At 61.0% G+C, this 16,896-nt stretch carries 7 protein-coding genes; 5 read left to right on the plus strand and 2 right to left on the minus strand.

Translation table 11 applies throughout. The features are described 5' to 3' along the window. The first annotated feature begins 475 nt into the window (after positions 1-475). The 4 genes from EGD98_RS19150 (at position 476) to EGD98_RS21355 (ending at position 2,690) form a co-directional block, all read left to right on the plus strand. Positions 476-877 (plus strand): hypothetical protein, encoded by a 402-nt coding sequence (locus EGD98_RS19150; protein WP_220589956.1) that lies wholly within the window; start codon positions 476-478, stop codon positions 875-877. Between the two features lie 407 nt (positions 878-1,284). Next, entirely contained in the window at positions 1,285-1,890 is a 606-nt protein-coding gene (locus EGD98_RS19155; protein ID WP_220589957.1) for a YIP1 family protein, read from the plus strand. Between the two features lie 200 nt (positions 1,891-2,090). Beyond that, positions 2,091-2,363, plus strand: a complete 273-nt coding sequence (locus tag EGD98_RS21350; RefSeq protein ID WP_220589958.1) for a DUF433 domain-containing protein — start codon at positions 2,091-2,093, stop codon at positions 2,361-2,363. After that, positions 2,364-2,690, plus strand: a complete 327-nt coding sequence (locus EGD98_RS21355; RefSeq protein ID WP_220589959.1) for a DUF5615 family PIN-like protein — start codon at positions 2,364-2,366, stop codon at positions 2,688-2,690. It abuts the gene before it with no gap. 6 nt (positions 2,691-2,696) lie between these two features. Here the strand turns inward: EGD98_RS21355 and EGD98_RS19170 are convergent, their stop codons facing one another. Together EGD98_RS19170 and EGD98_RS19175 are read right to left on the minus strand one after the other, a co-directional pair. Continuing rightward, a complete protein-coding gene (locus EGD98_RS19170) occupies positions 2,697-9,521 on the minus strand; it encodes an Ig-like domain-containing protein (RefSeq protein ID WP_220589960.1) in 6,825 nt (2,274 codons plus the stop codon). 169 nt (positions 9,522-9,690) lie between these two features. Then, the gene (locus tag EGD98_RS19175) at positions 9,691-12,024 is read right to left on the minus strand and encodes a PAS domain S-box protein (protein WP_220589961.1); all 2,334 of its coding nucleotides are present in this window, start codon (positions 12,022-12,024) and stop codon (positions 9,691-9,693) included. Between the two features lie 502 nt (positions 12,025-12,526). Here EGD98_RS19175 and EGD98_RS19180 point away from each other — a divergent pair. Continuing rightward, positions 12,527-16,582: an ATP-binding protein gene (locus EGD98_RS19180; RefSeq protein ID WP_220589962.1), complete on the plus strand. Its 4,056-nt coding sequence runs from the start codon at positions 12,527-12,529 to the stop codon at positions 16,580-16,582. Positions 16,583-16,896: the final 314 nt, after the last annotated feature.

The raw sequence follows: 16,896 nt of genomic DNA on the forward strand, positions 1-16,896 counted from the left end.
CGAAGAACGGTTTTCACAGAGTTGATTTCAGAACGGGTGGGACGAACTAGGTGCTCAGTGTACATGCATATGGACCACTGAGGGCCCTCTCAATGAACTCAACAATGTTGTTGTAGCTATGGGTTCGTTTTACAATCGTTCAAATAGGAGTACGTTTATTTCTGATGTGTACCTACGATAATTGTGAACCAGCACCCACCGAGAGCACACATTCCCCGTTCTATTCGGAGGGGCAGGCCCCACCTCCTTCCGGGTATCGATGGGGCAGCATGGGTCGCGAACTGGACCCGCACCGATCGAGGACCACTCACGAGCGGGCGGCCACGGGGACATGACCGAGGCTCCCCAGCGGACGACAGGGGGACCGTTTCGCAAGCTAGACCCGTGGTCTCTGGCTATTCTTAGTGGAGTCCTGACGGGACTGACCGGAGCTGTCGCGTACTTTCTTGTCCCCCTGGCAACCAGCGAGTACGTCATGAAGTCCGGCGGTCGTGATGCCTTTGAGATTACCAACTACGTCTTCGAGTACTTTTTTGCGCAGTCGATTCTCTATCACGTGGGGGTTCTGGTCCTCGTTCCGTTCGTGACAACAGCGGTAGCGCTGTCACTCGTCCGCCGGGGTGGACACGTCAGCCGAGCGACGGACGTGACGATCGTCACTGCGGTCGTTGTCGGGCCTGTCGTAACGGTCTTGCTCGGGGCGTCTGTCGCCTGGGTCGCCATCGCGTTTCAGTCTCTGGCTATCGCTCTCTACGGTGCCATCATTGCCTTCGTCATCGCGATGATTCTCTCGGCGTGTGTCGCCATCGTCACGGCGGTGAGCGCTGTGGGCGGTTACGCGCTGGTCGAGCGTTTCGGACCCCGACCGCCTGAGTAGTCTCCGACCGTGGCGCCGCCTTGTCACAGGTAACGGTCGAGGGACCGGAGAGTTACCGCGTCACGTATCGCAATCCACGAACGCCGATTTTGACAGACGCTGTTGGTACTACTCCAACGAAAAGGTAGAGCAGTACCGAATTGACCTCTGTATTGAGCGGTTCTTAGCCTTTACTGACCGCTAGACAGCTCGGTTAGGCATGCTGGGAGAAGCACGACCACCTCTTCAAACAAGCCGGTACTGGAAATCCCTCTTCGTTTCAGCGTCTGGTGAGCGAATATGTTGCTCACTGCGGATGCGCACGCCTCAGTCATCCTTTCGAAGGCCGAAGACGTCTAGTTTCGCCCTCTCAGCGATTCTGTCTCTGATCAGTAAACTTATTCTCGAGTCGAAATACGCGATAACCAATGCCCTCCACACCGCTATTCGCTCCCGATGAGTTTTTCTCTTCGGATGAGTTTTCCGCTCAACGGTCTCCGTCACTGGCCGGTGCCGCGATCATCTTAATCTTGACAAATGTCGTCGCCGTTGCGAGTGGGGTGCCGTACGCAGACCAATTTCCGTCCGAGTTCACGCCCGAAGGACTTGTGTTCGTGTTTCTCATTGCCGGTTTAATCGGCGGTGCTGCTCTCTGGACCGTATTGACAGTTGCCGTGTATCTCCTGACCGCGATCGTCGGTGGGACTGGCTCGATCGCCCGGACTGCGGCAAACATCGGATGGGCATCGCTTCCGCTCTTGTTGCGGCACACGATCCTGGCACTCACTATCTGGGTCCTCACGCTTACCGGAGACGCTCCGCCGATAGCGATGACTCAGATGCAGCCTCCGTCTCCGTTGTTCCTATTTAATCTCCTCACCGGCGTCATCGCCTACGTTTGGCTCGGGTATCTTTTCACGTACGCCATCCGGGATGCTCGAAATCTGGATATTCGACGCTCGGCTGGCGTCGCAGGAATTGTCATTATGATCCCGCTGCTTAACACTGCTTTGAGCCTCTTTGGAGTGTTTTAGCAGTAGTTTCGATTCTGATGATCTGCTGAAACCCTCCAGAACTGAGCGGAAATGGTTGTTGGGTACAGAGGATGCACTGATCGTTGAACGGCTTGGTCGAACATTTGGCGATAATCACGACCAGTTCTGCTTCGGAAACTCTTGATGGAGATACACTGGTCCGAACACTCTTGATGCCCCAGGCGGTAGATGACACTAACATGAGTTCAACGGTCCAGATTGTGAAAACGCCAGATACTCTCCACGGAAAGCCCCGTCTCGAGGGAACACGGGTTGGCGTCCTCCAAGTTGGAGAACTAGTCCGACAGCGTCAGTGGAGCATCTCTGAGGTCGCCGACCAGCTGGGGCTTGATGATGCACAAGTCCGTGCTGCGACTGAGTACTACGATGAGCATCCGGAGTTGATGGACACGCTTCGTGCCCAGAAAGAAGCACGGAAGCGTTCGGTCACACAGCAGAGCCAAGCCGAATAAATGCGGATTCTTTGCGATCAGAACGTACCCACGAAATATATTGAAGCGTTCGACAACGCTGACAACATTACTGTCACGACAGTCGATAGCGTTCTTCAACATGACGCCGCGGATAAAGACATCGTCGCCTACGCTGAACGTCACGACTGGGTCATATTTACGAATGATGACGATTTCTTCGTGGTCGGTGGCGACCACGGTCTCCTTCTGTATGACCAACTGGATGACCCGGTGCCAGGCGATGTTGTCACCGCCATCCAGCGTATTGCAGAAGCGTACCACACTCGATCCGAAATCACCGAATCAGTCCCTGGAAACTGGATTTAGTTCCAGTTAGGATCGCTTTCGGGCCGCGAGGAGAGCGGCTCCCAGCAGTGCCACCAGCGCGAGTACGATACCGAAGCCTGCCCCATCGCCACTGGTCGTCGTGGTTGGGTCCGTCGTAGGCGTCTGCGAGGGAGTGTCACCGCCGGTCGGCCCGGCATCGGTTTCGTTCTCGACGACGACTGTCGTCGTTACGGTGGCCGTCTGTCCGGCAGCGTTCGTCACGCTGAGTTCGACGGTGTATTCGCCGGCTTCCTCGAACGCCAGCGTCGTCGTCTCGCCCGACCGTTCTCGACCGTCGATCGACCACTCGTAGCTGGCGATCTCCTCGTCCGATAGTCGTGCCTCACTGACGTTGAGTCTGCGTTCCTCACCGACCGCCAGACGAATCGTCTCGTCGTCGAATGCTGGCGATGTACTCCACTCGACTGTCTCCGACAGCATCATGATGGTCACCGTCGCGGTGTCGTCGCCTCCCTCGCTGTCGCGGACCTCGTAGCTGAACGAATCGGTCCCAGCGAAGCCTGGCTCGGGCGTGTACTCGAACGATCCGTTCTCGGCGAGTGCCAGTGTGCCGTTGGTGGGACCGCTCTCGACAGTCACCGAGAGCGCGTCGCCGTCGGGGTCGGTGTCGTCGTCGAGCACTCCGCCGTCGGCAGCAACGGTCAGCGTCGTGTTCTCGACGGCCGTGTACGCGTCGTCGGTCGCGTTCGGCGGGTCATTCGGCTCTGCGCCACCGCCGCCACCGCCACCGCCGCTGCCCGAGGTCCCGTCGTCGTCATCGGCTTCCTCGACGGAGACCGAGCGCGTCGCGGTGTCGTTAGCCGTTCGAACGGTAATTGTGCCCGAGTCGGCGTCACCCTCGCTAGTTTCCCACGCCAGCGTAACGTTCGTCTCATTGCCAGCTGCGAGGGTCAGCGACCGGGTATCGACTTCGTCTCCGTTGAACGCTTCGAGCGTGACCGGCTGGCTGTCGGCGAGCTCACCGACGTTGGTCACGGACGCCGTCACCGAGAGCTTCTCCCCTTCGGTCACGGGCGCATTCGTTCCGGTAATCGTGACGGTGAGATTTGCCGGTCGGGCCGCTTCGGTCACGGTAATCGTCACCGTGGCGGTGTCGGTCCCACCGCTGCCGTCGCTGACCTGGTAGGTGAACGAGTCCTCACCGGTGAACCCATCGTCGGGTGTATACTCGAAGCTCCCGTCGGCATCCAGTGCGACGCGCCCGTTGGACGGCCCAGCGACCGGTGTCGTCGTCACGGTCAACGCGTCGCCGTCCGGGTCATCGTCGTTCGTCAGGAGGCCACCGGACTCTACGGCGAGTGTCTCGTCGCCGGCTACTGTGTAGCTATCATCGGCGGCTGCCGGTGCCGCGTTAGCCGCTGGCTGCCACGACAGTACCGGGTAGCCCTCCTCTCGGGTCGCCCACGTGGTCCCGAATTCGAATGCGGTCAGGTTACCGGGCGCGTCCGGCCCGGTCATCTCGTCGGCGCGTCCCTGGCCGTCACCGGTCTCGAAGCCCTCGTTGTCCTCGACGACCGTCTCGAACGACGAGAATCCGACTGCGGCGGACTGGTCCGTCGCTCGCTCGTCGAAGTACGATTCGCGGAGGTCGGCGGTGGCCCCGCTGAACGTGCCGGCCATCCCGCCGACGATGCCTCCGACGTTCGTGTTCCCGGTCACGACACCCGCGGCGTACGACCGTTCGACGACGCTGCCACTGGTTTCGACCGTCCGCACGTCGCCCACGAGGCCGCCCACGTAGGCGTCGCCGGTCGCGTTGCCGGTGGCGTAGGACTCGTTGACCGTCCCCGCGCTGGACAGGCCCACGAGTCCACCGACCGAGGACGCGTCCGGGCTGCCGACGTCACCGGTCGCGTACGACTCCGTCACGGTGCCGCCGACGTTGCCGCCGACGAGCCCACCGACGCTCCCGCCCGAACTCCCGACTGTCGCTGAGGCGCTCGAGCGTGCGACAGTGCCGGCGTTCCGGCCGACGAGGCCGCCGACGTCGTTCTCGCCGGTCACGGTCCCGGTGACACCCACCGACCGTACCCGTCCGCCGCTATTGTTCCCGACGGCTATACCGACCTGGTTCTGGCCGGTGACGTCGGCGTCGGTCAGCGTGACGTTCCCCACGGTGGCGCCGTCGCCCACAACCCCGAAGAGGCCGGTGTCGTTCTGTGTGGCTCTCGTAACCGTCAGCCCGGCTATCGCCCGATCTTCGCCGTCGAACGACCCGGTAAACGGCGTGGTGTCGTCACCGACTGGGTCGAACCCGGCCCCGTCATTCCACGTCTCGGTCGCGCTCGCGTCGATATCGTTCCCGAGCGTGTAGCTCGCGTCGAGGTCCACATTCATCGCCTGGAGCTGCGTGGCGTTCGTGACCACGTAGGGGTCCTCGGCCGTCCCGGAGCCGAACATCCCCGCGGGACCGGAGCCACTCGATGGCTGCTCGACGGCAACCGTTGCCTCGTCGCTCGCTGTCGGGCTGGCGACGGTGACGGTCACCGCCGGCGGGTCGTCGGCGGTTGTCGCGTAGGTGAACGTCGTCGTCGTTTCGTCGCCGGCCGGCACTGACACCGACCGGGACGCTACCTCGGTGCCGTTGGTACCGAGTGTCACCGGTTGCGTGGCAGCGACTGCACCACCGTTTGAGACGTTCGCTCGGACGGCGATGGTATCGCCGGCAGTCACCGTCACGTTCACGTCCGTAATGTCCACGGCGAAGGCCGGCTCCTCGGCGACCGACAGCGTCACCGTCGCTGTGTCCGTGTCCGTTCCGTCGCTGACTTCGTAGGTGAACGAGTCGGTGCCGACGAAGCCCTCATCCGGCGTGTACTGGAAGCTCCCGTCGGACTCCAGCGCGAGGCTCCCGTTCGACGGCCCGGCGACCGGCGTCGTCGTCACAGTCAACGCGTCGCCGTCGGGGTCCGTGTCGTTCGCGAGGACCCCCTCGCTCGCGCCGACGGCGAGCGTCCCGTTCTCCACGGTCGTGTAGCTATCGGCCGTCGCCGTCGGAACGCGGTTCACCGACACGTCACGCGTCGCGATGTCGTCGTCGGTCGTGACCCCGACCGTCACAGTGGGAGCGTCCGACGCGGACGCAGTGTACGTGAACGTCCCCGTCGTGGATTCGCCGTCCAACAGCGTCACCGTCTCGGAGCCGACCTGCTCGCCGTCGACGGTGAACCCAATCGTCTGTTCCGCGCCGCTCGCCCCGTCGTTGGTGACCTCGTAGTCCACCTGCACCGTCTCACCGGCGGTCACCGTGTCGTTGGCGTCTGTGATGATCGCATTGAAGTTCGCGCCCGACTGCCCGACGGTCACGGGCGCCGTCTCGTTCGTCCCGGGACTTACCAGGGTCACGTCGCCGGACTGTGCCGTCTCTGGGGTCCAGGTCAACGTGATGTCCGTCTCGCCGCCGCCCAGCAGCGTCACGTCCGTATTGTCGACCTGTGCCGCATCAATGCCGAGCAGTTCCAGGCGGTCGGTGGCGGTGAACTCCCCGAGATTCTCGACGCGGACATCGACGGTCAGCGTCTCGCCGGTCAGGACCGGTGCGTTGGTGTCTGTGATGGTGGTCCTGAATGGTATCGGCAACTCGCCGTCGTACCGCTCGGCAAGCACCGGGTAGCTCTCGGTCAGTGCCCACCCCGTCTCGAAGTCGAATGCGGTCATATTCGACACGGCGGCAACGTCGGTCATCTCCGCGGTCGTCAGCCCCCTGCCGCCGGCCGAGTCGTCCTGCCCGGTGACGACTGTGTCCCAGTAGACCCCGGTCACCGTCCCGCTATTGGTCCCGACTGCGCCGCCGGCGTCGCTGTCCCCGATGACGCTCGCCACCGTGTAGGCCTGTTTGACGGTGCCAGTGTTTTCACCGACGAGGCCGGCCACGGCGCTGTCACCCTCGACGGAGCCGTCGGCGGTCACGTTCGCCACGTAGTCGGTGTTCCGACCGACCGCGCCACCGACGGACTCGTTGCCAGTCACCGTCGCCGTGACGGAAGCAACAGCGAGTTGCTGGATGTTTTCTCCCACGACGCCGCCGACCGCAGTGTCGCCGTCGACTGAAGCGTTGGTCGTCACGTCGATAACCACGCCATCGTTTGCTCCCGCGACGCCGCCGACCGCACTGTCACCATCGACGGTGCCATTGACGTTCACACGGGTCACATATTGTCTGTTACTCCCGACGGCGCCCCCGATCGAGCGCGAGCCCGTAACGATCACGCCGCTAGCGCTAGTGTTCTGCAGCTGTTCCCCGTTGAGGAAGCCCACGACGCCACCGGTCCGGTTCGTGCCGGTGACTGTCGCGTTGTCGACTGAGATATTGGTCAGGGGCTGACCGAAGTATCTGATGGTCGTATCGTAGCTGCCGACGGTGCCGCCGGTCCGGTTCGCCCCGGTGACCGTCGTATCGGTGACCGAGATGTTCCCGACGGTGCCGCCGGTCATGTTGCCGACGACGCCGCCGGTCCGATTGCCACCAGTCACGACCACGCTGTCGAGGGTTACGTTCGTAACGTCGCCACCGATGGCACGGCCGACGAGGCCGCCGGTCCCGTCCGCGCCGGTGACCGTCGCGTCGGCGAGCGTCAGATTATGGACCGCCCCGCCGTCGAGGACACCGAAGAACCCGACTGAGTCGTTCCCCGGCCGGTCGAGGGTCAGGTTCGAGACGGTGTGGTCCGCCCCGTCAAACGAGCCGGTGAACGCGACGGTGTCGTTCCCGAGCGGGTCGAAGCCGTCGCCGGTGTTCAGCGGCCGGCTGCTCGCGTCGATGTCGTCGGTGAGCCGGTAGGCGGCGCTGCGGTTGCGCCCGACGGCGGAGAGGTCGTACGGGTTCGACACCTCGAACGGTGCGCTCGCAGTCCCGTCTTCGTCGGGCACCTGGGCGACGAGACGTGGATACCCCGTCTCGTTTGCCAGCCAGTCGTCGTAAAACTCCAGTCCCGCCATCGTCACCGTCGCGTTCGGCCCCGTCATCTCGCCGGTCGTCAGGTTCGTCGTCCCGTCGACGTTCGCGGCGGCCTGCCCGGCCGTCTCCTCGTTCCAGTAGGTGTCTCGAACCACTCCGTTCCACCCGTCGCTGCCAGAGTAAAAGACGGTTACTCCACCCACGACCGGCCCGACAGGAGTTTGTCCGTCGTCACCTGCTGCCCCGCTGACAGTCCCAGTCACGTACGTGTCGTTTATCCTCGAGGTGCCTTCGAGGTTTGCGACGACGCCCCCTCCTACGGTATCTGTGGAATTGCGATTTATATCGGCTCCCGACGCCACGTCGGTAATTACGCCGTCTCCGCGGTGCTCGCCAACGACCCCACCGACCAGTCCGTCGAACTCTCCAAAGCTGTATCCGAGGTTCGTCACCTCACCGTCGACCGTTGCCTCTCGAATCACACCGTCGTTCCTGGAAGCCAATCCACCGGCTAGGAAGGGGGATGTCACGTCAGCGTCGACCGTTACATTTCGAATTACACCCCTGTTGTCGTCGACCAGACCGCCAGCACCGATAATGGTTAATCGCTCGGGAGTAGACCTGAGGGTTACAGTGGCGTTCGCTGAAACGTTCTGTATGACACCGGACCGGGAATTGAGACCTGCTACGCCGCCGACATCTCTGAAGACCAATTCATAACCGCCCACTTCGAATGTCCCTTCGTTCGGTACGACCCGTCCCTCGACGTTGCTGGCAGCGATAGTGCCATGATTTTCCCGTGCGATGATACCCGCGTTCGTGCGAAGGTCGCCTGGCAGTGTCTGATCCGCAGGTGGTGTGACGTTCGCATCCGTAACGTGAACGTTCCGGACGACACCCGGTTCACCGATAGCGGCGAACAGCCCGTAGTCGGTGGACAGGTTCGATATCGTGTGTCCGTCCCCGTCGAACGTACCGTTGAAGCGCACTGGCTCGGACTCACGGAAGTATTTACCGACCGGAACGAACCCGCGATACAAAATGTCGTTCCGACTCCTCGTGAGGACCGCTCGCCACTGGGCGGTCCGCGAGGCGTCGATGTCCGCGGTGAGCGTGTAGTTCGCGTCCAGGCTGTCGTTCATCGCCTGTAGCTCCCGCACGGTCGAAATCTCGTAGGGGTCGTCGGCCGACCCGTCACCGGGCAGGTCCGCGGGCGTCGGCCGGTCGAATGCGATGTCCCGGGTCGTGTCGCCCGAGACGCTCACCGTCGGCGTCACCGTGGCGTTCGTCCCGCCGACGAACTCGTGATAGACGGTCAGGTCCACCGAGGATTCCGTGACCGTCACCGCGTACGTCCCGTCGGCGTCGGTGGTCGTCGCCGTGTCGGTGCCGTTGACGACGACGGTGGCGTTCTCGACGCCCGCCCCGAAGTCGGTAACCGTCCCCGAGAGCGTCGCCGGGGTGCCCGTCCCCGACAGCGACACGTCCGAGGTGGTGCCGTCGCCGTAGGATACGGTCAGCGTCGCGCTGTCGTCGGCCGTATCGCCCGGCGAGTACTCGACGGTCGCGGTCAGGCTATCGCCCGCCGCGAGCGTGGCGCCGCTGGCACCCGAGGTGACGGTGTAGTCGTCCCCGTCGGCCCCGGCCACCTCGACGCCGGTCACCTCGATTTCGCTCCCGCCGTCGTTCGTGACCGTCACGTCCTGGCTTGCCGTGTTTCCGACGCTCTGTTGCCCGAAATCGACGGCCGACGGCGAGATGCTCGCGTTGCCGGCCGCCTGGGCCGCCGCGGGCGACACTCCGACGGTGGCAATCGAGAAGACCATCAGGACCGACAGCACGACTGCACGGAGTTTCACCGCGACCACCCCACCGTAGCCGTCCGCGTCAGGACGTATTCTGGTGCCACCCACCACCACGAGCGCACCCGAGTCGACAGAGCGTCGGTCGTCCCCGGAGCAATCTGCGTCGCTGTTCCCCCATCCCCTGGCGCTACTGCGCTGCTCATTCGCCAGAAGGTGAGAGGTGGACCACAGAGTAACCGGTCCCTACACGCGTAGGGACGACACGACCTGTCAGGGATTACTCCTCGTCGAACACGGTCTCCAGCAGGTTCCGCTGGGCCGCCCGGAGCACCTCGTCGAACGTGGGCCGGGCGACGTCGAGGTGGTCGGCGACCTCGCCGGCGTTCTGTGTCCGCGGTTTCTCGAAGTAGCCGCCCCGGTAGGCGACCGCCAGCACCTCGCGCTGGCGGTCGGTCAGGCCCGAGAGCGGGTCGTCGCGGTCGGGCGCTGTCGGGGCCGTCGTGAACTCGCCGATGGTCACGTCGTCGAACCGGTCGGTCAGCGCGCCCAGGACCGGGTCGAACGAGGCGGCCTCGGGGAGCCGAACTGTCAGCCGGGTCGTCTCCGGACCGACGTCGGCCCCGTCCAGACGTGCGCCGCGGCCGACGACGACCGCGCTGGGCGTCGAACCGGTCACGACGACCTGTAGCTGCGGGCCGTCACCGACGCGCTCGACCTGTGCGATACCGTCGGTATCACCCGCAGCGTCCACAAACGCCGCCGGGTCGCCTTCGACGGTGAGGTGACAGAGGACCGCGCCGTCCTGTCGGGGTACGGCGCCGTCGACCGTTACCCACGTCCCGGCGGCCGCGACGGCCCGCGACAGCGGCGTCTCGTCCGTCTGGACGGTCGCCGTCAACTCGACCCACTCGTCGGCGGCCAGCGCCCGCCGGCGCTCGTCACTGGCCATCGCGTAGCCCAGCACGTCCGCGGACTCCCCGAGGAGGTCCGATACCCGCCCGTCCGACAGCGTGCGATCGGATGCCAGATGCACGACGAGCACGCCGCGAGTGACACCGTCGTGGACTATCGGGACCACGACGCCGGTCCCCGAGTCGGTGCCGGCGGTGAGCGGGAACCGGGTGGGGTCGGCGTCGCGCTCGGCGATGGCCGTGGTGACGCCGGGCCGGTCACCGTCCGGCACTGCGAGGCTATCGCAGGAGCCGTCGGGGCCGTCCGCCGCGAGCAACTCGATGTCGTCTGTCGCGGTCACCCTGCCGACCTGGGCGACGGTGACCGCATCCATGGCGACCAGCTCCGCACACACCGCGCCCGCGAACGCCTCGACCGACGTGGCGTCTGCCAGTTCCCGCTGGAGCGTGCTGCGTGCGTCCCGCTCGGCCCTGAGCGCCTGCTCGTTCTGTTTGCGCTCGACGATGTCCCGTATCGTGACCATCACACCACCGATGAGTGGGTCGTCGAGGTAGTTGCCGCCGCGGGCCTCGACCCAGCGGTACGAGCCCCCTTTCGTGCGGACGCGGTACTCAACGTTTACGTCCATCTCGGGGTCGGCCAGCATCTCCTCGAAGACGCTCCGGATGTGGTCGCGGTCCTCGGGATGGACGTGTTCGAAGGCGTCCGTCCCCTCTAGTTCGTCTGGTTCGTACCCCAGCGTCGTCTCGATACCCGGTGACGCGTAGTCGATATCGCCGGCTTCGTCGCAGACGAGGACGTAGTCCGACGACCGGTCCAGAATCCGCCGGTACCGCTCTTTCGCCGACGCCAGCTCTTCCTCGCGGCGTTTCTGTTCGGTGATATCTGTCGCGGTGGTAAACACCAGTGAGTAGTCGTCGGCGTGGGCCTCGGGGACGTACACCTCCATCAGCTCGTACCGAATTTCGTCCCCGTCCAGTGGCCGGAACTTACACTCCGTACAGAAATACCGCTGGCCGTCGACGACCGCCTTCCACATCGCCGTCAGCCCCTCGCGGGTATCTTGGACCATCATCTCGTCGAAGTTTGCCACGAGTTCGGCCTTCGAGTCGACGCCGTAGAAATCGAGCGCGGCGTCGTTGACCATGTGGACCTCCATCCGCGCCAGAATTTCCAACAGCTCCTCGGGATGGGCGTCTAAGTAGGTGCCGAGTTCCTCGCCCGTATCGGCCAGTTCCATGGCATAGGCTCGGGCCTCGGCGAAGTCCTGTTCCCAGAGCACGAGGTCGTCGTTGTCGAACAACGTCCGGTATCGATCCCGGCCTCGTTCGAGCGGGGGCTCCGCGGCCGTCCGTTGTGGTTGCTCTCGGAGCGTGAGGACGGCTATTTCCTGCCCTTTACGGGTCGTCGTCGTGAGTCGTGACTCGACCAACAGAGCCGTCCCGTGTCCGGTCTGTGCCCGCCACTGGAGTGTGACTGGGCCGTCTGCACGTGCCTTGTCTACCGCTTCAGCTCCGATGGGTGAACTTCCGTCAGTGGCTACCTCGGACAGGGGCAACCCGACCAGTGTCGACTCCTCGCGATGCAACATCGTACAGCACGTGTCGTTGACCGACTGTATCGTCCCCCTGGTAACATCGACTGCGAGAACTCCGTCGGGAATATCGTCGAGAAGCGACTCTGACTCCCGGAGTGCCATACATACACCTTTGATTCGCCCTGTAATAATCTACTGGCAGAGTCACGTGACCGAACGTACGACTATCCAGAACGAGATCTCTTACAGCATCACGGCTGCTGTGCTGACTCCAAGCTCTTCCTCTCACACGGACGGCAGACAAGCTTCGGACGGTTAAGATCCCCTGCAGATCGGTGATTCTATATGTATCGTCGACCGTCTCGGTCGGGCATGCGGCGATAATCACGACCAGAATGTGACTTACTCTGTTGTACCCGACTACAAGAGAGTGAAAGTCTAGGCCAGAATTTGAACGGGTTCTCGTACCGGTCAAGATAACAGACGTGAAAGCCTAAACCTAGGTGCTGGTTATATGAGTAGAACTGAGTTTGATATTACTCTAGAAGTCGAAGTTGTTCTTCACTTTGTATTGAATCCGTCTATAAGGATGACAGGTTCCATCCCGCGGGTTTTCAGATAGCGAAGATTGAAAATTCCTCGCTAGAAACGCATACACAACCCAATGACCGAGAACACTGCCTCCGCTCCCCAATCAATACCACGACCTGAGTCGGAGGTGGTATCGGACTATATCGAAGAAGGGGAATCCCACATCCATATCTCAGGTGGGCCGGGAATCGGTAAGACGACCACCCTCCAGCAGATTACAGCAGATATCGGCACGGACTACGAGACTGACATCCGTGAGATACGACCAAACCATAGCTGTGAGGACTTTGTACGGGAAGTATGCCACTCTCTGTTCGACCATCTCCCCGGCGATAAAACAGAGGAAGGCAAGCGGGTTACCGGCATCAGTATCAGCGCGGTAGGAGGTCTCTCATGGGATGATGAAGGCCCAGACGCAACCAGAGCTCATTTCGGATACAGGGACGCCCTCATTGAGCTGTCTGAACGATTCACCGAAGATCAACCACTCCTGATATGTGTCGATGATATCCACAAGCTAGGTGACAACGACAAAGCAATCAGGGGCGTAATAGAGGAAACATGCGATACCCTCCCATCGAATGTCACGCTCCTCACCGCGGGCCGTCTCCCGTTCCGTGACTTGGAAACCTTCGTCTCACTCGATACCTTTACTGAGGAACAAACAGCGACACTGCTCCGTCAAGCGTTTCCAGAGATAGAGGACGAACAAATAGAGATCGTTCATGAGGAGGTCGACGGCCATCCACTCTATCTCGGTTTGCTCATCGAATCGAACGATGACGCTGCAGCGCTCAAACTCCCAGACGACGAAGTCTACACGGCCATCGAAGAACGGTATCTCCAGTTCCTCTCCCCCGACGAACGCCGCATCCTCCGAGCGACCGCTCCCCTGCGTGAACTCCACGAAGCAGTCTGTACATACGTTCTGCCCGACTCCTACGACCTAGATCGGGTCGCTGTTGCTGAAATTCTAGAATCACTAAGCACACGTACTGTTGTCCAACTGATCGGACGCACCCATACAGGTCTTGCTACGTTCAAAGTTCACGATGTCTTCCGGGAGTTCCTTGCAGAACGGTGGGGCCGTACTGAGGAAACCCAACAACGAGCGTTCCAGTACTACGCGGAAACCAGCATTGAACTGGCCGACGAAAACACAGAACTTGAAACAGAGGTCCACTACATCACCTACTGCCTTGAATTCCTCTCCGACGCCGTCATCCGGGATCAGACCGAGACCGTGTCCGACCTGATTGCGCACGTAGTGGCGGACGACGGCTTCAGCTTCTATCCGGCCTCCCTGCTCGTCACCGCGTTCAAAACCCGCGATGCGGAACAAATCCCGGATTCCATCATTGAAGCGGTCTTCGCAGCCATCGATGCCCGGAACGAGATTGCGAACGACTTCTACGACGCACGACTCAACCGCACCTGGGCAGAGCGACAGCTCGAACAGGGCGCATTCGAAACCCCATCAAACATCTTGCTCACCTATCTCGCCAGGATAACCGATAACGATCCATCTTTCGTGCAGCGAACCATTGACGCGACACGGCCGACCGATGAACGGACGAAATGGTCTCTGATCTCACTCGGTACCGATCTTCCTGCATCCGGTGCGAGAACGGTAGGCGAGAAAGCAATACCATGGATCCAGGAGACCGATGCATACCATGACCTCGCCTACCGTAGCCTGGAACTACATGAGCATCTCTGTAGTCTCAATGAGTACGATACGGCCCTTGATCTCCTAGATGTGATTCTCACCCCACGACAGGTCGACGGCAACGACCAATTAGACGGAAATCAGGGGATGACGAGATACAGTCTTATCCAAGCACTCGAAGAGACGTTTCCCGACCTCTGTGAGGAACGACCCGACGACCTTCTTGAGGTGCTTTACACGAATCTTGAAGACGCACTCCGCATCGAAGGGGTGGACGGTGTGGAATACGAGGTACTCGTCAAGCAGAACCCGGTTACAGAACTCGACTACGTCGACGAGAACCGCGGGAAGCTGAAACACATCCTCCTAGAGTACTTTATCCGTGCCGTCACGACATGGATCGACCAGGAGCCAACTGCCGCCGACAGACGCGAGTTCATTGAGGAGTTGCTCAGCGGCCCTGTCATGTTCCAGCGCGTCGGCTTCACACTGCTCGCGGCGCACCCCGAACACCAAGTCGACCTCATCGAGACGGCGCTACTGGATGAAGAGAACTACCGGGACCGCCCCGCCACATTCGAGTTTTACCACCTCCTTGCAACAGCATTCGATCATCTAGAGGAAGACGTCCAAGCGCAGGTCTGCGAGAATATCAATAATGGCCCATATATCGATGTAGAGGAGAAGGCTGAACAGCTCGCTCAACGACGAGATGAATCCGCACAGTCTCTCGAACAAAGACTACAGGAAACATGGCGTCGAGACCGGTTCTGTCTCATTCAGGACACGTTGCCCGAACCCTATGTAGCACAGCTGGAAGGACTGCTGGAGAAGCATGGCGAACCAGATCGGGTTCCCTCTGAGCCACACCAGTCCGCTGTAACTGGTGGCTGGGGAGCCGTGAATGAACGAGGACCAGAGGAGACAGAGGAGCTACGGGACAGCCCGGCCGAAGAGGTGCTCACCACCGCAGTCGAATGGGAACCCCCGGAAACAGAACGATGGGAACCCGATGAAGACGGAAAGCTTGAGGAGTGGACCCACGTCGGGTTTTCTCGGCAAATCCGGGATCTAATCGAAGAGCAACCGGAACGGTATGCCCGCGAAATATCGATTCTAAAAGACGCCAATCCCAGGTATGCCGAGGCGGCATTTCGCGCATTCCGGGAACTGCTCGACGAGGGACAAACATTCCCTTGGAGCTCGATCATCGCGCTTGGTACGGTCATCGCCGACGACCCAGTTGCATGGAGTACCGGCAGCCGTACCCGCCTTGCCATGCTCCTCAACAAGGGTATGGCCGTTGATGAAACACCGTTCCCCGAGGCTCACGCGGACGAGGTCCGTGACATCTTGTTGGTGCTAGTTACTGATACCGATCCTGATCAGGAACAAGACCAACCCGCGGAGGGCGTGGCCGGCCACGGAGACCCAGTCCGAGTCGCGATCAACTCCGTGCGCCCGATGGCACTCAACGCGCTCATCACCTACGCGTGGTGGGACACCGACCAAGGCGACAATGATCTGGAGCCCGTGCTTCGTGACGCTATCGAGAAACGTATCACAGAGGATCAGTCGCTTGCCGTCCGCACAGTGATCGGGCGGCGGTTCGGAACACTCTGGGAACTAGACCGAAACTTGGTAGAACAACACTTGGATACAATCTTCCCTCGTGGAGAGTCGATCACAGAACAGCGCCGATTCATCGCCGCATGGAACTCCTTCACCAGCCATAACGTCATGTGGGGATACGACGTCCTTCGCTCCTACTACAGCCACGCCATAGAACTGCTCGACTATGGTGAAGACGATGCGTATGAGATCAATGTTGGATCCACTGCTACCCACGTCGTGTCGTCCTACTTGTTCGGGGAGGACTCGCTTTCCGATGATGAGAGCCTTATCGCACGGTATTACCGGGTTCTATCTCCTGAAGAAGCAACGGAGGTTGCTAGGACGCTTGCAAACGCGATTGGAAAGCCCGAGGTAGAGGAGCAGTGGGACTCTATCAGGACACTCTGGGACTGGCGGTTAGATCAGTTAGTCAACGCCGAGGAGACAGAACAACGGGATCATGCGGACGAGATGCGTCGGTTCTTAGACTGTGTCCGTGAATCCTCGGCAACCGATATTGCGCAAGAACATGATCGTGTACGCCGATCCCTTTCCCATGTTTCCACATGGGATCCGCACTGGCGTCGAATAGAGGAATGGATCGCGGGTCAGTCAAATACATATCCGGAGATTTCTATGGAATTGTATGGTGTCCTGGTTGAAGCGGCAGTACAGGGGGACTGGTCCTCCGCGGCTCGAACTAGTCAAGAATCCCACCGAAAACAGATCTATGAGCATGCGGCCGACGCCAGCGAAGAGGCCTTACAATCCGCTCGCAGTATAGCGAATCATTTTGCGGCCGAACGTTGTGAGATGGATCGTGAATTTCTGAACGAGACCCTGTAGGTCTCACGCCAACCGGTAGTACTGTCGGGCTGGTTATGACAGATTAGGATGATTTGCTAGATATCTGATTGTATGAAGCGCTCAGCAATAGATAACAATTCTTGGACCTCTACCTTTTCTAACTGTGCTTCTTGCGAGTGGACAGATCGGTTCTGGATCTCTCGAAGACGTTCTAATATCTCAATTTCTTCCTCCGAGAGTATGTCCTCATCCTGCAATGAGATAAGCAAACTTCCGATGGGTCATTCAGTATCTCGGTCGGGAATGCTGAGATAATCACGAACAGTCTCAAGACAACCTGTCTCTCTCGGCCT

The sequence above is a fragment of the Haloarcula salinisoli genome (assembly GCF_019599405.1).
GTDB lineage: Archaea > Halobacteriota > Halobacteria > Halobacteriales > Haloarculaceae > Haloarcula > Haloarcula salinisoli.

Coding starts and splice junctions, on each gene's coding strand:
- EGD98_RS19150 (WP_220589956.1), top strand. CDS start 476: ATGAAGTCCGGCGGTCGTGATGCCTTTGAGATTACCAACTACGTCTTC.
- EGD98_RS21355 (WP_220589959.1), top strand. CDS start 2,364: ATGCGGATTCTTTGCGATCAGAACGTACCCACGAAATATATTGAAGCG.
- EGD98_RS21350 (WP_220589958.1), top strand. CDS start 2,091: ATGAGTTCAACGGTCCAGATTGTGAAAACGCCAGATACTCTCCACGGA.
- EGD98_RS19180 (WP_220589962.1), top strand. CDS start 12,527: ATGACCGAGAACACTGCCTCCGCTCCCCAATCAATACCACGACCTGAG.
- EGD98_RS19175 (WP_220589961.1), bottom strand. CDS start 12,024: ATGGCACTCCGGGAGTCAGAGTCGCTTCTCGACGATATTCCCGACGGA.
- EGD98_RS19155 (WP_220589957.1), top strand. CDS start 1,285: ATGCCCTCCACACCGCTATTCGCTCCCGATGAGTTTTTCTCTTCGGAT.